This window comes from Sulfitobacter sp. CB2047, assembly GCF_000735125.2.
GTDB classification, from domain to species: Bacteria; Pseudomonadota; Alphaproteobacteria; order Rhodobacterales; family Rhodobacteraceae; genus Sulfitobacter; species Sulfitobacter pontiacus.
In genome coordinates this window covers 2,093,301-2,111,299 of sequence record NZ_CP072613.1, presented here as the reverse complement: position 1 = coordinate 2,111,299, position 17,999 = coordinate 2,093,301, and the positions used below count along the sequence as shown (strand labels likewise).

Sequence of the window (17,999 nt, the reverse complement as noted above, 5' to 3'; positions counted from 1 at the left end):
ATGCGCCGCGATAATGTCGTTCCCCTTGTGTTCTTATTTTTTCGTTGGAGAATCCGTAGCACGCACCTATGTACTAAGCGTTAACGGGGGTCCGATATGGCTGAGCTAAAGAACATCGAAGTGCGCGGCGCGCGCGAACACAATCTAAAGAACATCGACGTGGATATTCCGCGCGACAAGCTGGTTGTGATTACCGGGCTTTCCGGATCGGGTAAATCGAGCCTCGCGTTTGATACGATCTATGCCGAAGGGCAGCGGCGCTATGTGGAATCGCTCAGCGCCTATGCGCGGCAATTCCTTGATATGATGCAGAAACCCGATGTGGATCACATCAGCGGCCTGTCGCCAGCGATTTCGATTGAACAGAAGACCACGTCGAAAAACCCCCGCTCTACCGTGGGGACGGTCACCGAGATTTATGACTATATGCGCCTGCTTTTCGCGCGCGTCGGCACGCCCTATTCCCCCGCGACCGGCAAGCCGATCGAGGCGCAGCAGGTGCAGGATATGGTTGATCGCGTGATGACCATGCCCGAAGGCACGCGCGCCTACCTGTTGGCCCCGATCATTCGGGACCGGAAGGGCGAGTACCGCAAAGAGTTTCTTGAGCTGCGCAAGCAGGGCTTTCAGCGGGTAAAAGTGAACGGCGACTTCTACGAATTGGACGAGCCGCCCACGCTGGACAAGAAGTTCCGCCATGACATCGACGTGGTTGTCGACCGTATCGTGGTCCGCGAGGGGCTAGAGACGCGCTTGGCGGATTCCCTGCGCACAGCGCTTGATCTGGCCGATGGGATCGCCGTGCTGGAAACCGCCCCGACCGAGGGCGAGCCCGAGCGTCATACCTTCAGCGAAAAATTCGCCTGTCCTGTCAGCGGCTTCACGATCCCCGAGATCGAGCCGCGTCTGTTTTCATTCAACGCTCCTTTCGGTGCCTGTCCGTCTTGTGATGGTCTGGGCAAGGAGTTGTTTTTTGATGAACGCCTTGTGGTGCCCGACCAGAACCTCAAGGTCTATGACGGTGCGCTGGCCCCGTGGCGCAAGGGTAAGTCCCCGTATTTCAAGCAAACGATCGAAGCCATCGCAAAACACTATCAATTTAGTGAAAATACGCGGTGGAAAGACCTGCCCGAGAAGGTGCAGCAGGTGTTCCTGCATGGCTCCGGCAAGGAAGAGATCAAGTTCCGCTATGACGAAGGCGGCCGTGTGTACGAGGTCAGCCGCGTGTTCGAAGGGGTGATCCCCAATATGGAGCGCCGCTACCGCGAGACGGATAGCAACTGGATCCGCGAAGAATTCGAACGCTACCAGAACAACCGCCCCTGTGGCACCTGCAACGGCTACCGCCTGCGGCCAGAAGCGCTTGCTGTCAAGATCGGCCCGTCGGATGGCGATAGCGATACGCTGCTGCATGCCGGACAAGTCGTTGAAATGTCGATCCGCGAAGCTTTTGACTGGTGCACCAAAGTGCCCGATTATCTGACCGTTCAGAAGAACGAAATCGCGCGCGCGATCCTCAAGGAAATTCGCGAACGTCTGGGATTCCTGAACAATGTCGGGTTGGAATATCTGACGCTGGCACGCTCTAGCGGGACGCTCAGCGGGGGGGAAAGCCAACGTATTCGGCTTGCGTCGCAGATCGGGTCGGGGCTGACAGGGGTGCTTTACGTGCTTGACGAACCGTCCATCGGCTTGCACCAGCGCGATAATGACCGCTTGCTCCAGACCCTGAAAAACCTGCGGGATCAGGGCAATACGGTCATCGTCGTTGAACATGACGAAGAAGCGATCCGCGAGGCGGATTATGTGTTTGATATCGGGCCGGGGGCCGGTGTGCACGGCGGGCAGGTGGTCAGCCACGGGACATCGCAAGAGGTCGCCAATGATCCGAATTCGCTGACAGGGCAATACCTTACCGGCAAACGCGAGATCGCGGTGCCCGCCAAACGGCGCAAGGGCAACAAAAAGAAAATCCGTGTGGTCAAGGCGACGGGGAATAACCTCCAGAATGTCACGGTGGACTATCCATTGGGCAAATTCGTCTGCGTGACGGGTGTGTCAGGCGGCGGGAAGTCTACCCTGACGATCGAGACCTTGTTCAAGACCGCGTCGATGAACCTGAACGGGGCGCGCCAGACGCCCGCGCCCTGCGAGACCATCAAGGGATTGGAGCATCTGGACAAGGTGATCGACATTGACCAGCGCGCCATCGGGCGCACGCCGCGGTCGAACCCGGCGACCTATACCGGTGCCTTCACCCCGATCCGCGACTGGTTCGCCGGTCTGCCCGAAGCCAAGGCGCGCGGGTACAAGCCCGGACGTTTCAGCTTTAACGTCAAGGGCGGACGCTGCGAGGCCTGTCAGGGCGACGGTGTGATCAAGATCGAGATGCACTTCCTGCCGGATGTCTACGTCGAATGTGAAACCTGCAAAGGCCAGCGCTATAACCGCGAAACGCTTGAGGTGAAGTTCAAGGGTAAGTCCATCGCTGACGTGCTGGATATGACTGTCGAGGACGCGCAGAGCTTCTTCCAGGCGGTCCCCAGCATCCGCGAAAAAATGGATGCGCTGATGCGTGTGGGCCTGGGCTACATCAAGGTGGGTCAGCAGGCGACGACGCTGTCGGGCGGGGAGGCGCAGCGCGTCAAACTGTCGAAAGAGCTCAGCAAACGCTCTACAGGCCGGACGTTGTATATCCTGGATGAACCGACCACGGGTCTGCACTTTGAAGACGTGCGCAAACTGCTAGAGGTGCTGCACGAGCTGGTGGATCAGGGCAATACTGTGGTCGTCATTGAACACAACCTCGATGTCATCAAGACCGCGGACCATATCATCGACATTGGTCCAGAAGGCGGCGATGGCGGCGGGCAGGTGGTCGCGACCGGCACGCCTGAACAGGTTGCCGAGGTCGAGGGGAGCTATACCGGCCATTACCTCAAGCCGATGCTCGCCCCGCGTAAGGTTGCTGCCGAATAGCATTGCCAACACTGCGGTAGACATAAAAATGCCCCGTCCTACTCAGGCGGGGCATTGTTCATGAAATCTTAGGGTTTCGCGGCGCAGTTTAGTTTAGAAGGCGCGATGCCAGACCGATCAGTGCCAGTACGTCATTGGTTTGCGGATCCACGGCATAGACATAGCCGTCGTCCTGAACGTAGCGGTTGTAGCGGGTCAGCCCATGCCGGTGGGGCTGTTCGATCACGACGTAGCGCGTCAGCTTGTCGCCTTTGGCGTGGTGGTGCTTGTCATGCCCTTTGGCAAGATGACGCCCGTTGTCGCTGTGCTGCTTCTCGTGTTTCTTGATCGCCTTTTTGTATTCTTTAACAGCTTTCTTGTGCTGCTTTTGATGCTTTTTGTCATCGTGCTTATCATGCTTGGCCAAGGTCACCTGTGGTGCCGCGACATCGTAATGCCCCGACGCGCCATAGGAGGCAGAGGCCGCCTGTACGGCCGGGCTGAAGGCCAGCACGGCGAAGGCGCTTGCGGCGAGGGTAAGGGTTTTCATGCTCGTTCTCCGTTACAGTGTCGATACAGTAACAAACGAACGGCGCGCGGGTTTCCGTCGCTGGGACGAGACGGCGGGAACCCGCTTGCTTTTCCCTGTCAGCCGTTGCGGCCGCGGGTTTCGAAACGGGGCAGCATGGCAGAGAAATCCTTGCCGTTTCCGTCTTCGTTCTCGACGAATTGCGCATAGAGCGCGCGGGCCAGCTCTCCCATCGGGGTGTCTGCATCTGCCATCTCTGCTGCCTGCTGCGACAGCCCAAGATCCTTGAGCATCAGCTCCGCCGCGAAGCCCGGCGTATAGCCATTGTCTGCGGGCGAGGTGGGGCCAACACCGGGGGCAGGGCAATAGGCGTTCATCGACCAGCTGTAGCCCGACGAGGTGCTGACCACGTCGAACATCTTCTGCCGGTCCAGCCCCAGTTTGTCGGCCAGTGCAAAGGCCTCGCAGGTGGCGATCATGGTGACGCCGAGGATCATGTTGTTGCAAATCTTCGCCGCTTGCCCCGCACCGGCATCGCCGCAATGCACCGCCTTTTGCCCCATGATGTCGAACAGGGGCTTGGCCTTGGCAAAGGCTTGCGTCGATCCGCCGGCCATAAAGGTCAGCGTGCCGCCAGATGCCCCGCCGATACCGCCAGACACGGGGGCGTCAACGGCCATTATGCCTGCATTTTCAGCGGCTTGCGCGGTGTTCTTTGCGCTTTCCACATCGACGGTGGAACAGTCGATGAACAGCGTGCCCTGCGCCATATGGGGGATCGCCTGCGCCGCCACTTGCCGCAGGATCGACCCGTTGGGCAGCATTGTGATCACCGCGTCCATGCCCGCTACGGCGGCTTCAAGGCTGTCTGCAACGCGCACGCCCTCTGCCGTGGTGCCCGCGACGTCAAAGCCCGTCACCTCGTGGCCCGCTTTGGCGAGGTTGGTCGCCATAGGCGCGCCCATGTTGCCCAGTCCGATAAATCCGATCTTCATGCTCATGTGGTTCTCTCCAGTGTCAGGGCGTCCTCGGCCAGCGGGCGCAGCATCTTGGCTGTCGCGGCAAGGGGGACGTTCATATCGGCATATTGCCAGTTGGGGCTGCGGTCCTTGTCGATGATCGCCGCGCGGATCCCTTCAAGGAAGTCGCCATGCTCCATCGCGCGGAAGGTAAATCGGTATTCCATATCCAACGCCTTCTCGATGCTCAGCGAGGGGCCGCGCAGACGGTGGATGATCTCGACCGTGCAGGCCATCGCCAATGGGCTGCTGCGCTGCATCTTCTTGAGCGTGTCTGCGGCAAAATCGCTGTCGGATGCGCGCAAGGCGTTGAGGATATCCGCCAGCGTTTCGCCGCCAAACAAGCTGTCAATCTCGGCCGCCTGCGCCTCTAGTGCAGAGGCGGGCGGCGTGGTGCTTGCGGTTTCCAGAATGGCCACATCGCCTGAATTCTCAAGCGCGGCTATCACGTCGGGCCAGTTTAACTCTGCGATGTAAGTGTCTGCGAAGCCAGCGTAAATGGCATCTTCACCCTTCATGCGTGACGCGGTTGTGCCCAGATATTCGCCCACCCGTCCGGGGGCCAGCGCCAGCATCAGGCTGCCGCCCACATCGGGCACCAGACCGATCCCACATTCCGGCATCGCGATCTGGCTGCTTTCCCCCACTACGCGGTGCGAGCCGTGACAGCCGATGCCTACGCCGCCGCCCATGGTGAACCCCTGCAAGAAGGAGACGACGGGCTTGGTATAGGCGAAGATCTTGGCGTTCAGCCGGTATTCATCCGCCCAGAACTTGCGCCCGTAGGCGTAGTTTCCCTTGGTGCCTGTGGCGTAAAGTTCGGCGATGTCACCGCCCGAGCAAAAGGCACGATCCCCTTCGGCGTCAAGGATGATCAGATCGACCTTCGGGTCATGCTGCCAAGCGTCAAAAGCGTCTTCGATGGCCAGACACATGTCATAGGTCATGGCGTTCAGCGCTTGCGGGCGGGTGAGGGTGATCCGACCCGCGCGCCCTGAAATACGGATGGAGATATCGGTCATCGGTTCTTCAGCATATCCCGCGCCACGATGACGCGCATGATTTCATTGGTGCCTTCAAGGATCTGGTGGACGCGCAGGTCACGCACCAGCTTTTCGATGCCGTAATCCGCCAGATAGCCATAGCCGCCGTGCAGTTGCAGACATTGATCGACGACCTTGCTGCCTGCCTCTGTCACGAACTTCTTGGCCATGGCGCAGAACTTGGTGGCATCCGGCGCGCCCGTGTCCAGCTTCCACGCGGCTTGTCGCAGGAAGACGCGGGCGGCTTGCAGTTCGATCTCCATCTCGGCAAGGCGGAATTGCAGACCCTGAAACTGGTCGATGGGTTTGCCGAATGCTTTACGCTCGCCCATATAGTTGAGCGTGGCGTTCAGCGCGGTCTGTGCAGCACCCAAGGAACAGGCGGCGATGTTCAACCGGCCACCATCCAGCCCCATCATTGCATATTTGAAACCTTTTCCCTCTTCACCCACCAGATTTCCGGCGGGAATGTTGCAATCGTCAAACTGCACTTGGGACGTGGGTTGGCTGCGCCAGCCCATTTTATCCTCTAGCCCGCCAAAGGAAAGCCCTGCCGTCCCGTCTTCGACATAGACAGTGGACACGCCCGCGGCCCCCTCATCCGAGGTGCGCACCATCGCGACATAGGCGTCGGAATAGCCGCCGCCCGAGATGAACGCCTTGGTGCCGTTCAGTGTGTAGCCTTCGTTCGTGCGGGTGCATTTCGTCTTGAGCGCCGCCGCGTCAGAGCCCGATCCGGGCTCTGTCAGACAATAGCTGAGCACCGTGTTCATGCTCAGGATGTCGGGCATGATCCGCGACTTGAGATCGTCACTGGCAAAGCTGTCCAGCATCTTGGCGCACATGTTATGGATCGACAGAAAGGCCGCGACCGACGGGCAAGCCATGCTGAGCGCTTCGAACACCAGCGTCGCATCAAGCCGCGTCAGGCCAGATCCGCCCGCATCCTCGGACACGTAAAGCCCGCCAAAGCCCAGCTCTGCAATCTTGGGCCAAAGGTCTTTGGGGATTGTTTCGTCTTTCTCCCACTTCTGGGCGAAAGGGGCGATATGTTCCTGGCCAAAGCCATAGGCCATGTCGAAAATCGCGGTTTGCTCTTCTGAAAGTGCGAAATCCATAAACGGTGATCCCTCCCAAGACCGATCGAATTGAACGTGTGTTTAATTGTAAGCATGCACGTGGGCGTCGCGCAAGCACCCTCCGGCGGGGGAGCCGCCGAAGGGCGAGGATGGGGCTTATTCCATCGGCTTGAAGTTGAACTCGCCGCCTTCTTTGATGCCCGAGGGCCAGCGCGAGGTCACGGTTTTGGTGCGTGTGTAGAATTTGAACGCATCCGGTCCGTGCTGGTTCAGGTCGCCAAAGACCGATTTCTTCCAGCCGCCAAAGGTGTGATAGGCGAGCGGCACGGGAATCGGCACGTTGATCCCGATCATGCCGACGTTGACGCGCGCCGCAAAGTCACGCGCCGCGTCGCCGTCACGGGTAAAGATCGCGGTGCCGTTGCCCATTTCGTGATCCATCGCAAGACCAAGCGCCTCTTCATAGGTTTTGGCGCGGACGGTGGACAGAACCGGCCCGAAGATCTCGTGCTTGTAGATGTCCATATCGGGGGTGACGTTGTCAAAGAGGTGCGGGCCGACAAAGAAGCCTTCCTCGTAGCCTTGCAGCTTAAAGTCGCGCCCGTCGACAACCAGCGTGGCCCCCTGATCGACGCCGGTCTGTACCAGCCGTTCGATGTTTGCCTTTGCGGCTGCGGTGACCACGGGGCCGTAATCGACGTCATTGCCCGAGGTATACGGCCCGACTTTCAGCTTCTCGATGCGCGGCACCAGCTTTTCGATCAGACGGTCGGCGGTTTCCTCGCCCACAGGCACAGCGACCGAGATCGCCATGCAGCGTTCGCCCGCCGCGCCATAGCCCGCGCCGATCAGCGCGTCCGCGGCCTGGTCCAGATCGGCGTCCGGCATGATGATCATGTGGTTCTTGGCACCGCCAAAGCATTGGACACGTTTGCCATTCGCGCAGCCCGTGCCGTAGATATACTCGGCGATGGGGGTGGAGCCGACAAAGCCGACCGATTGAATGACAGGGTGATGCAGGATCGCGTCGACCGCTTCCTTGTCGCCATTGACGACCTGAATGATACCTTTGGGCAGGCCCGCTTCTTCCAGCAGTTCGGCCAGCATCAGGGGCACGGATGGATCACGCTCGGACGGTTTGAGGATGAAGGCGTTGCCGCAGACGATGGCGGGGGCGAACATCCACATGGGGATCATGGCGGGGAAGTTGAACGGCGTGATGCCTGCGGACACGCCAAGGGGCTGACGCATGGAATACATGTCGATGCCGGGGCCCGCGCTGTCGGTGAAATCGCCTTTCAGCAGCTCGGGCGCACCGATGCAGTATTCCACCACTTCCAGACCGCGCTGCACGTCACCGGCGGCGTCGGGCAGGGTCTTGCCGTGTTCGCGGCTCAGCGCTTCGGCGAGCTTGTCCATATCGCGGTTCAGCAGGTCCACAAACTTCATCATCACCCGCGCCCGACGCTGGGGGTTCACCGCGGCCCATGCGGGTTGCGCGGCCATGGCGTATTTCACGGCCTGATCCATTTCGGACTCGTTGGCCAGCGGCACCTTGGCCTGCACTTCGCCGGTTGCGGGGTTGTACACGTCGGCAAAGCGGCCTGACGTGCCTTTGACGTGGGCACCGTTCAGGTAATGGGTCAACTCTTGCATGGAATGCTCCTTCTGTGCGTTTGGCGGCAGGTTAGGCTTGCAAAAAACAAAGCAAAAGAGGCATGGCGTCAAAATCGTTTTGCAATATTGCAAAGCCTTGCGCGGGCTGAAAGGGTAGGGTGGGGCGCTGCCCCCGTCCTTCGGACGTCCCCGGAGTTTACGGGCAAAATGAAGTCTGTGCAGAAAATGAAGCATGAAGGGAGCCGTGGCCGATGATGGGAAACTGGGACGACTTGCGGCTGTTTCTGGCCGTCGCGCGCGAGCAGAGCCTATCGGGCGCGGGGAAGCTGTTGCGGTTGGACCCCGCGACCTTGGGGCGACGCATGGCGCGGCTGGAAAAGACCATGCAGGCGGTATTATTCGTGAAATCGCCCTCGGGCTACGCGCTGACCGAGGCGGGCGTGCAGTTGCTGTCGCGCGCCGAAGCCGCGGAGCAGGCGATGCGGCAGGCCACGGCGGATGTGGTCGTGCCGTCGGACCAATTGGCAGGGCAGATCAGGATCGGGGCACCGGACGGCTGCGCCAATTATCTGCTGCCACAGGTCTGCGCCCGTTTGGTGGCGGATAATCCGGGGCTTGATATCCAGATTGTCGCCCTGCCGCGGGTGTTCAACCTGTCGCGGCGCGAGGCGGATATGGCGATCGGGGTCAGCGCGCCCACGGCGGGGCGGCTGGTTGTGCAGAAAATCGCCGACTACCAGCTGCATCTTGCCGCCGCCGATAGCTATCTTGCCGCGCGTCCCGCGATCCGGACCGTTGCAGACCTGCAGGGGCACCGGTTGGTGGGGTATATCCCCGACATGATTTTTGATCGCGAGCTTGATTATCTGGCGGAGCTTGGCATGACGCGGGTGCCTCTGGCCTCTAATTCCGTGTCCGTTCAGGTGAATATGATCCGGCAAGGCGGCGGCGTCGGGATTGTGCATGATTTCTCGCTCCCTGCGACGCCAGGGGTGACGCGCATCCTGACCGGTGACGTGCATCTGAGCCGCGCCTTTTATTTGATTCGCCACGAAGACGACCGGCGCAATCTGCGTCTGAGCCGCTTTGCGGAAGCTCTGGCGCAGGGCGTCCGCGCCGAAGTGGCGAAACTGGAGGCAATTGCTTGACACGCAACAGTATTAAAGGGAACCTGACCTATAGGTAATATTCTTGCGAAGGGGCCGACCATGCTAGTTTCCCAAATCCTGAAAACCAAAGCGGATGACAGTGTTACGACGGTAAAACCGGGCACGCGTATCTCGCAGGCGGCGGCGATGTTGTCGGAAAAGCGGATCGGGACCCTGGTCGTGTCAGCGGACGGCAAAACGCCCGATGGTATCCTGTCGGAGCGTGACATCGTGCGCACCCTTGGCCGCGAGGGCGGCGGCTGTCTGGACGACACCGTAGAGGCGCTGATGACGCGCGATCTGATCACCTGCGCCAAGGATGAAACCGCGGATGATATCCTTGCCAAGATGACGCAAGGCCGCTTTCGCCACATGCCTGTTTTGGAGGATGGGGTTCTGATCGGCCTGATCTCTTTGGGGGATGTGGTCAAGGCCCGCCTGATGGAGCTTTCGATGGAGAAAGACGCCCTGGAGGGGATGATCAGGGGCCACTAGCCCACCGAAATTGGCGTTGCATCTTCGCGGTGTAAATGCTTGCTTGGACTTCGAATAACGACTTGAAATGACTGGACTCTCCCATGCGCGTAGGCCTTTACCCCGGCACCTTCGACCCTATTACTTTGGGTCACATCGACATCATCCGGCGGGCGGCGACGCTTGTTGATAAACTGGTGATCGGGGTCGCGATCAACCGCGATAAGGGGCCATTGTTCGAGCTGGAAGAGCGTGTCGCCCAGATCGAAGAGGAATGCCGCAAGCTGAACCAGGAGACCGGGACAGAGATCGTGGTGCATCCTTTCGAGAACCTGCTGATCGATTGCGCCCATGATGTGGGGGCACAGATGATCATCCGCGGGCTGCGGGCCGTGGCGGATTTCGAGTACGAGTATCAGATGGTGGGGATGAACCGGAAGCTGGATGACAGCGTCGAGACGGTCTTCTTGATGGCAGAGGCCGAGCATCAGGCGATTGCCAGCCGTTTGGTCAAGGAAATCGCCCGGCTTGGCGGGGACGTCAGCAAATTTGTGACGCCCGCCGTCAATGCCGAGCTGTTAAAGCGTTTCTCGCAGTAACGATCAGAGGGTTTTCGCAACCTCGCGCGAGGTGTCGAGCATACGGTTCGAGAACCCCCATTCGTTGTCATACCAGCCCAGAACCCGCAGCTGTGTCCCGCTTTGGACAGAGGTCTGATCAAGGGCTACGACACAGGAATGTGAATCGTGGTTCAGGTCGATCGACACCAGCGGGCGTTCAACCAGACCAAGGATGCCTTTCAGCGGGCCTTCGGCGGCGGTGCGCAGGGTGGCGTTGACCTCCTCCACCGTGGTGTCTTTCGACAGTTCGACCACCAGATCGACACAGGATACATTCGGTGTGGGCACGCGGATCGCGGTGCCGCCGATCAGCCCGTCAAGCTCGGGCAGCACTTTACCCAGTGTCTTGGCCGCACCGGTGGTGGTGGGGATCATCGACAGCGCCGCGGCGCGGGCACGGTACAGGTCGCTGTGCGCCGTGTCATGCACCGGCTGGTCGCCGGTGTAGCTGTGGATTGTGGTCATATGGCCGTGCTTGATGCCGAAGGCGTCGTGCAGGGTCTTGGCCAGCGGTGCCATGCAGTTGGTGGTGCAGGAGGCGTTGCTCAGCACCGTGTCTTCGGCGGTGATCAGATCGTGGTTCACACCGTAGACGATTGTTTTCATGGCGTCTTTACCGGGGGCAGAGATGACGACGCGTTTCGATCCATTCGCCAGATGTTTGGCCGCAGCCTCGCGCGTGGTGAAGATGCCGGTGCATTCCAGCACGATGTCCACATCGCCCCAAGGCAGGGCAGCGGGGTCGCGTTCTGCTGTCACGCGGATCGGGCCTTGGCCCACATCCATCGTGTTGTCGCCCAGGGTGACCGGACGGCCAAAGCGCCCGTGGACCGAGTCGAATTCGAACAGATGTGCGTTGGTTTCCAGCGGGGCGAGATCGTTGATCGCCACCACCTGCAAATCATCGTCGCCACGCTCCATCAGCGCGCGCAACACGTTACGACCGATACGGCCAAAGCCATTGATTGCCAATTTGGTAGCCATGGGGCGTCCTCCTGAATTTGATAGCGCTAACATCGACATTTATGACAAAGAGTCAACCTGTGCAGGGCAATATTGCGCCGGAAGTGATCGGAGGGAAGGGGCCGACTGTCGGATCAGCGCCAGAACGCCACCCATTCGATCAGGTCGACAAATTTCTTGGTCAGGAAAATCAGATGTTCGCTGCCATAGATCAGCGCATCAATCCCCAGTGCGGTCAGCAATACAGCAGCGAGAGAGACAGCGATGGGGGTGTCCATGGGGGCGGTGGTCCTTGCCTGCGGGTGGCCCAGATATGACAGGGCAACCCGCGCGTCGCAAGTCTTAGCCCAGTTTGCCCATGGCAACGGCGACATCGGCCATACGGACAGAGAAGGCCCATTCATTGTCATACCACGCCAGGACACGCACAAGGCGGTTGCCAACGACCTTGGTCTGGTCGGGCGCGAAGATCGACGAGTGTTCGGTGTGGTTGAAATCGACCGACACTTTCTGTTCCGCATCATAGGCAAAGACCCGCGACATCGGGCCGTTTGCAGCGGCGCGCATGGCCTCGTTGACCTCTTCAACCGTGACGTCACGGCCTGCCATAAAGGTGAGGTCAACCGCGCTGACGTTTGGCGTTGGAACCCGCATAGCCGTGCCATCCAGCTTGCCTTTGAGCGCGGGCAGCACTTCGCCCAAGGCTTTCGCCGCACCGGTAGAGGTCGGGATGATCGCCATCGCAGCGGCGCGCGCGCGGTAAAGGTCTTCGTGGCGGCGGTCCAGCGTCGGCTGGTCGCCGGTATAGCTGTGCACGGTGGTCATGATGCCGCTTTCGATGCCGAACGCATCATGCAGCGCCTTGGCCATTGGGGCCAGACAGTTGGTGGTGCACGACCCGTTCGATACCATTGTGTCCGAGGCCTGCAATTCACCGTCGTTCACGCCGTAGACCACCGTGCGGTCGACGTTCTTGCCCGGTGCCGACAGCAACACGCGTTTCGCGCCCTGATCCAGATGCACCTTTGCCAGCAGCCCGTCGTTGAACTTGCCCGTGCATTCCAGCACGACGTCGCACCCTTCCCAGTTCAGCTCGTTCATCTGGTAGGTCGACATGACCTCCATCTCTCCGCGCCCCAGATCCAGCGTGCCGTTGCCGACTTTGACGTCATTGGGAAAACGCCCGTGGACGGAATCGTATTTGATCAGATGTGCCGCAGTCTCCAGCGGGCCGGTCGCGTTGATGCGCACCACCTCGATGTCATCCCGGCCCGATGCCGCGATATGTGACAGGGTGCAGCGGCCGATGCGGCCAAATCCGTTGATACCGACTTTGATGGTCATGGGGGCGTCCTTTGGCAAAGATCTGGAACTTTGCCGGTTCTATATCTGGTGGTCGTGAACAGGGGAAAGGGCTAAAACCCCCTAATTTCCGTATGTTAGCGATAAATATTCGTGTTAGCGATAACCCTCAGATCGCCTTTGCCTTCTGCCTGCGCTGCGCTACCCTTACGCCAACAAATATGGAGAGACTGAATGAGCGGCCTATTAGCCCTGTTGGATGATGTAGCAGCGATTGCAAAAGTGGCCGCGGCCAGCGTGGATGATGTGTTCGGCCAGGCCGCCAAGGCCAGCGCCAAGGCCGCGGGTGCTGTCATCGACGACGCCGCCGTGACCCCGAAATACGTCAGCGGCTTCGAGGCCAACCGCGAGCTGCCGATCATCTGGCGCATCACCAAAGGGTCGCTGAAGAACAAGCTGGTCTTCTTGTTGCCCGCCGGTTTGCTGCTGTCGAATTTCGCGCCATGGTTGATCGCGCCCTTGTTGATGTTGGGTGGGGCCTACCTGTGTTTTGAAGGCGCTGAGAAGATCGCACATGCGCTTGGGGTTGGGGGAAAAGGCCACGAGGATCATCCCCCCGGTGCCGATGAAAAGGTGATCAAGGACCCTGCCAAGCTGGAAGAGCAAAAGGCCAAAGGCGCGATCAAGACCGACTTTATCCTCTCGGCCGAGATCATGACCATCGTGCTGTCAAACCTCGAGGTGTCAAATTTCTGGATGGAAGCCGGGGCGCTGGCCGCCGCCGCCGTGATCATCACGGTCGCGGTCTATGGCTCTGTCGCGCTGATCGTAAAGATGGATGATGTAGGGCTTTATATGGCCAAGGACGGCAATCTCGGCCTGACCCGTGGTCTGGGTCGCGGGATCGTGCGCGGCATGCCGTGGTTCCTCAAGGCGCTGACCATCATCGGGACGGCGGCCATGCTCTGGGTCGGCGGATCGATCATCGTGCACGGTATGGAAGAGCTTGGCTTCGGCGCGCTTGGCCACCTGATCCATGACTACGCCGTCGCTTTCGGCCATATGGTTCCGGTCGCGTATGAAGGTGCCGCCGAATGGATCGCCAAAGCCGCGATGGACGGTGTGTTTGGTCTGGCCCTGGGGCTGGTGCTAATCCCCGTCGGCGAAAAGATCATCACCCCGCTGTGGCGCGCGGTCTTCAACCGCAAGGATGCCGGCGCACACGCGTAAACGGGGCGTATATGAGGGAGAGGAAGGGGGCGCAGGTTGCGCCCCTTTTTTGTGTGCGCGCGCTCAGCTTGCCTAAAGACCGTGGGGCACGATTTACCGCTTCGTCGTCTACATTACGCCTAAATTGCAAACTAGCGCTATTCTAGACGGCATAGGGAACCCCTTTTTGTTTCACACCTCGTTTAGATATTTTCTCGCAGCGACGTCGGCTGCGATGCTGGTCTACTTGGGCTTGACCCTAGGCCCGTCGATCCGCGCGGAAAACGAACGCTTCGCGGCGTGCAAAAACGATACTTCGTCTCAATGCCTCTCCAGCTTGGGCGTAGAGCAGGCGATGGATGCGCGCTTCGTTCCGCCACACATGCCTGAAGTGAGCATGTTGGCCCAAATGGGGCGCATCGACGACGCTTTTGCCTTGGCGCTACGTGCTGAAAGCGAAAATGAGCCGCTGCCAGAGGATGTTGAGGCGACCGTCAACAGGATGCTTGCTAGCCACCGTCTTACAGGGGCGCTTCGCGAGGGCAAGAGCCTGCAGGAAGCGATGGAAATGACACCGGGCATTGGTGCTGGCACCCCTTGGATCACTGCGCTGGATTTACTTGGCCGCAGGCCCTACGGGCTGTCTGCGCGCGACGGAAGCACCGCGGACACAATCCCGCGTGACGTAGTATCAGAGATCGCGCAGCGCATCGTCGATATTGCACAAAATGAACCCGTCAGGCCGCGCATTAGCCACCTAGTGGAAGCGGCTGAGTTGCACGCAGCTTTAGGGAACCGAGACAAAGCATTAAAGGTGCTTCAATCTTTGCCGCGAACGGACAACGCCTCCATCAACCCAAGTGAAAATCTTATGCGGCTCGTTGGGCCGTCAACATTTCTGCAGCTCTATCGCGAGGCAGGCGGTACGCATCTTTCCATACTTTTGACCGCCGCGGCGGCAGAGCCGGATATGACCCTCGCAGCCACGTATCTGGAAGAGGCCTTTACCGCGTTCTCGACCAAAAAGCCCTTTCCGGAATATGTCTGGATGGAGCGCATTATTGAACGCGCCGTCGACCTTGGCTTGCAGCCATTTGCCCTTGAGTTGGCACGCGCCTTCGAGGATCGAGCTGACATCGAACCCGCGATCTTCCCCGTCTTTGCACATATCGAAGCTGCGCGTGTTTTGTTACTTGCTGGTGCCGACGAGGGGGAAGTTCAGGCGCGGCTTGACGTGGCGCTTAGCACGTTCCGCACGAAGGATGGGAAAACTGCAAGTGACGCTTCCGAGATCGGGAGTATTCGGTGGGGCACTCGTCGGCTGGATGCGCAGGCACGGCGTGAAATGGCGACGCTAAAGGCGCGGCTCGGAGAAACTGAAACAGCCATCGCCTATATGGCAGGGTTGGAACAACCATTGTTTTCTTGGATGAGTATGCTGACCTCGGAGATTCCGGTTCAGGACGTGGATCTGCTTTTGCTTGCTGCGCGTGGTGCCCTTTCCGATGAAGAGCTCGCCTATGCAAAGCTGCAGCATGCGCAACAGTTGTTGCTAAGTGACACGGGCGAAGGGCAACGTGTTTGGGCGCAGGCGAAAGCGACAGAGCTAGCGAAATCCGACACGCTGACGGGGGAGCATGCGGTTCGCGCCTACAGTATGCTGTCTCGAATTGGGGCGCTTGTCGAAGACCAAAGACTTGAACGGTTAGGGTTGGAACAAATGGCTGAGGCCGCCCTGAAATCCCGCCGCTACCAAGATTTGTTGATGGCTGGCTTTTGGTGGAACCGATCACAGCAAATGCCGTGATTTCCACCTAGTGTGTCTGCCCCTGAGCCACCGCAGATCTGCAAAGTGCGTCGATCAGATAGACTGTGTCGACTGCTATGGACGTCGGATCGAACGTTTCCTGCGCCCCCACAAACCAAAAAGGGGGAGCAAAATGCTCCCCCATTCTCGTCTCGCTAAACAGTTCAGATCACAGCAGCGCTTTGGCCTTGTCGGCGACGTTCTGCGGGGTGATGTCGAACTTTTCGAACAGCTCTTCCGCGGGGGCGGAGGCACCGAAGCGGTCCATGCCGACGAAATCGGCCTTGTTCCACTTGCCACGCTCGCCGGTGAGCCAGCGGTCCCAGCCTTGGCGTACGGCGGCTTCGACGCCGACGCGGACGGGGCCGGCGGGGAGGACGCGGCGGCGGTAGGCTTCGTCTTGGGCGGCGAACAGTTCCATGCAGGGCATGGATACGACGCGGGTGCCGATGCCTTCGGCTTGCAGCAGGTCACGGGCTTTCAGCGCGATCTCAACTTCAGAGCCGGTGGCGATCAGGATGACCTGACGTTTGCCTTCGGCATCCGCCAGAACATAGGCCCCCTGTTCGGTGAGGTTCTTGTTCTTGTGCTCAAGGCGCACGGTTGGCAGGCCCTGACGGGTCAGGGACAGCACCGACGGCGTCTTTTTGCTGCTCAGCGCGATTTCCCAGGCCTCTGCGGTTTCAACCGTGTCAGCGGGGCGGAACACATAGGTGTTGGGTGTCGCGCGGCTGATGGCCAGATGTTCAACGGGTTGGTGCGTCGGGCCGTCTTCGCCCAGACCGATGCTGTCGTGGGTCATGACAAACACGCTAGGCACCTGCATCAGCGCGGCAAGGCGCATGGCGGGGCGGGCGTAGTCGGTGAAACACATGAACGTGCCGCCGTAGGGGCGGATACCGCCGTGCAGCGCCATGCCGTTCATCGCGGCGGCCATGCCGTGTTCACGGATCCCCCAGTAGACATAACGCCCACCACGGTTGTCCACGTCAAACACGCCCAGATCAGCGGTCTTTGTGTTGTTCGAACCGGTCAGGTCAGCCGAGCCGCCCACGGTTTCGGTATAGAGCGGGTTCAACACCTCGAGCGTCTTTTCGCTGCTGGCGCGGGTGGCCAGTTTCGGCGCATTTTCCGATGTCTGCTTTTTGAACGCCTTGATCGTCGCGCTCAGCTTCTTGGGGGCGTCACCGGCCAGCGCGCGGTTGAATTCTTCACGCTTTGTGCGCGACATGGCGTCGAAACGCTCTTCCCAGGCGCGGCGGTCGTCTGCGCCGCGTTTGCCGATCTCTTCCCAGGCGGATTTCACGTCGGCGGGGACTTCGAACGGGCCGGTTGTCCAGCCATAGGCGGCTTTGGCGGCGGCCATCTGGTCCGCGTCGGTCAGCGCGCCGTGACCTTTCGAGGTATCCTGCGCGGCGTGACCAAGCGCGATATGCGTTTTGCAAGCGATCATCGTGGGCAGATCGGATTTGCGCGCCTCGGTCAGGGCGGCGTCGATCTCGTCGGGGTTGTGGCCGTCGATTTCGATGACGTGCCAGTCAGCCGCCTTGAACCGCGCGACCTGATCCACTTTGTCGGAGAGCGAGACGGGGCCGTCGATGGTGATGTCGTTGTTGTCCCACATCACGATCAGCTTGCTCAGCTTATGGCGGCCGGCAAGGGCAATCGCCTCGTGGCTGATGCCTTCCATCAGGCAGCCGTCGCCCGCGATCACATAGGTGAAGTGGTCGACGATCTTTTTGCCGTATTGCGCGCGCTGGATTTCCTCGGCCATGGCAAAGCCGACAGAGTTCGCGATCCCCTGACCCAGCGGGCCGGTGGTGGTTTCAATCGCGTCGGCCAGGAAGTTTTCAGGGTGGCCCGCGGTGCGTGCGCCCATCTGGCGGAAGTTCTTGATCTCTTCGAGGGGGAATTGCTCGTAGCCGGTCAGGTGCAGCAGCGAATAGATCAGCATGGACCCGTGGCCGGCCGACAGGATAAACCGGTCGCGGTCAGGCCACAGCGGGTTGGACGCGTCGAACTTCAGGTGCTTTTCAAACAAGACAGTGGCGACATCCGCCATGCCCATCGGCATGCCCGAGTGGCCGGAATTGGCGGCGGCGACAGCGTCCAGCGTCAGGGCGCGAATGGCGGTCGCTTTGGACCAATGGGCGGGATGGGCTTTGGCGAGGGCGTTCAGATCCACGGTGCAAGCTTCCTTATAAGGGGGAAAAGGGATTGCGCGGATCAAT

General features: G+C 60.0%; 15 protein-coding genes. 6 read left to right on the top strand and 9 right to left on the bottom strand.

The window, feature by feature from the left end; all coding sequences use genetic code 11:
- Positions 1-96: 96 nt before the first annotated feature.
- A complete protein-coding gene (gene uvrA / locus IV89_RS10440) occupies positions 97-2,979 on the top strand; it encodes an excinuclease ABC subunit UvrA (RefSeq protein ID WP_037944026.1) in 2,883 nt (960 codons plus the stop codon).
- A gap of 88 nt (positions 2,980-3,067) precedes the next feature.
- Here the strand turns inward: uvrA and IV89_RS10435 are convergent, their stop codons facing one another.
- The 5 genes from IV89_RS10435 to IV89_RS10415 form a co-directional block, all read right to left on the bottom strand.
- Positions 3,068-3,508 carry a hypothetical protein gene (locus tag IV89_RS10435; RefSeq protein WP_037944027.1) on the bottom strand — a complete coding sequence of 147 codons (441 nt, stop codon included), beginning with the start codon at positions 3,506-3,508 and terminating at the stop codon, positions 3,068-3,070.
- 98 nt (positions 3,509-3,606) lie between these two features.
- Positions 3,607-4,482, bottom strand: coding sequence for a 3-hydroxyisobutyrate dehydrogenase (mmsB, locus tag IV89_RS10430; protein WP_037944029.1), 876 nt, complete (start codon positions 4,480-4,482; stop codon positions 3,607-3,609).
- Positions 4,483-4,484: 2 nt separating this feature from the next.
- The gene (locus tag IV89_RS10425; RefSeq protein ID WP_037944030.1) at positions 4,485-5,528 is read right to left on the bottom strand and encodes an enoyl-CoA hydratase/isomerase family protein; all 1,044 of its coding nucleotides are present in this window, start codon (positions 5,526-5,528) and stop codon (positions 4,485-4,487) included.
- Positions 5,525-6,667, bottom strand: coding sequence for an acyl-CoA dehydrogenase family protein (locus IV89_RS10420; protein ID WP_037944031.1), 1,143 nt, complete (start codon positions 6,665-6,667; stop codon positions 5,525-5,527). The genes IV89_RS10425 and IV89_RS10420 overlap by 4 nt, the downstream gene beginning before the upstream one ends.
- A 117-nt stretch (positions 6,668-6,784) precedes the next feature.
- Entirely contained in the window at positions 6,785-8,284 is a 1,500-nt protein-coding gene (locus tag IV89_RS10415; protein ID WP_005852974.1) for a CoA-acylating methylmalonate-semialdehyde dehydrogenase, read from the bottom strand.
- Between the two features lie 212 nt (positions 8,285-8,496).
- On the opposite strand from IV89_RS10415, the gene IV89_RS10410 reads away from it, so the two are divergent.
- The 3 genes from IV89_RS10410 to coaD all read left to right on the top strand — a co-directional run bounded on the left by IV89_RS10410 (position 8,497) and on the right by coaD (position 10,466).
- Positions 8,497-9,393 (top strand): LysR family transcriptional regulator, encoded by an 897-nt coding sequence (locus IV89_RS10410; protein WP_009826775.1) that lies wholly within the window; start codon positions 8,497-8,499, stop codon positions 9,391-9,393.
- Between the two features lie 60 nt (positions 9,394-9,453).
- Positions 9,454-9,888 (top strand): CBS domain-containing protein, encoded by a 435-nt coding sequence (locus IV89_RS10405; protein ID WP_005852978.1) that lies wholly within the window; start codon positions 9,454-9,456, stop codon positions 9,886-9,888.
- 83 nt (positions 9,889-9,971) lie between these two features.
- Positions 9,972-10,466 carry a pantetheine-phosphate adenylyltransferase gene (gene coaD / locus IV89_RS10400; protein WP_005852979.1) on the top strand — a complete coding sequence of 165 codons (495 nt, stop codon included), beginning with the start codon at positions 9,972-9,974 and terminating at the stop codon, positions 10,464-10,466.
- 3 nt (positions 10,467-10,469) lie between these two features.
- On the opposite strand, the gene gap (IV89_RS10395) is transcribed toward coaD, so the two are convergent.
- The 3 genes from gap (IV89_RS10395) to gap (IV89_RS10385) form a co-directional block, all read right to left on the bottom strand.
- Positions 10,470-11,471, bottom strand: coding sequence for a type I glyceraldehyde-3-phosphate dehydrogenase (gene gap / locus IV89_RS10395; RefSeq protein ID WP_037944032.1), 1,002 nt, complete (start codon positions 11,469-11,471; stop codon positions 10,470-10,472).
- A 113-nt stretch (positions 11,472-11,584) separates the two neighbouring features.
- Positions 11,585-11,728 (bottom strand): hypothetical protein, encoded by a 144-nt coding sequence (locus tag IV89_RS10390; RefSeq protein WP_005852981.1) that lies wholly within the window; start codon positions 11,726-11,728, stop codon positions 11,585-11,587.
- A 64-nt stretch (positions 11,729-11,792) separates the two neighbouring features.
- On the bottom strand, positions 11,793-12,794 hold the full coding sequence (gap, locus tag IV89_RS10385; RefSeq protein ID WP_037944033.1) for a type I glyceraldehyde-3-phosphate dehydrogenase: 1,002 nt from the start codon (positions 12,792-12,794) through the stop codon (positions 11,793-11,795).
- Between the two features lie 192 nt (positions 12,795-12,986).
- Between gap (IV89_RS10385) and IV89_RS10380 the strand changes: the two genes are divergently transcribed.
- Complete coding sequence (locus IV89_RS10380) at positions 12,987-13,982, top strand: DUF808 domain-containing protein (protein WP_037944034.1); 996 nt, start codon at positions 12,987-12,989, stop codon at positions 13,980-13,982.
- 166 nt (positions 13,983-14,148) lie between these two features.
- The gene (locus IV89_RS10375) at positions 14,149-15,768 is read left to right on the top strand and encodes a hypothetical protein (protein WP_037944036.1); all 1,620 of its coding nucleotides are present in this window, start codon (positions 14,149-14,151) and stop codon (positions 15,766-15,768) included.
- A gap of 169 nt (positions 15,769-15,937) precedes the next feature.
- On the opposite strand, the gene tkt is transcribed toward IV89_RS10375, so the two are convergent.
- Positions 15,938-17,953: a transketolase gene (gene tkt, locus IV89_RS10370; RefSeq protein WP_037944997.1), complete on the bottom strand. Its 2,016-nt coding sequence runs from the start codon at positions 17,951-17,953 to the stop codon at positions 15,938-15,940.
- Positions 17,954-17,999 lie beyond the last annotated feature (46 nt).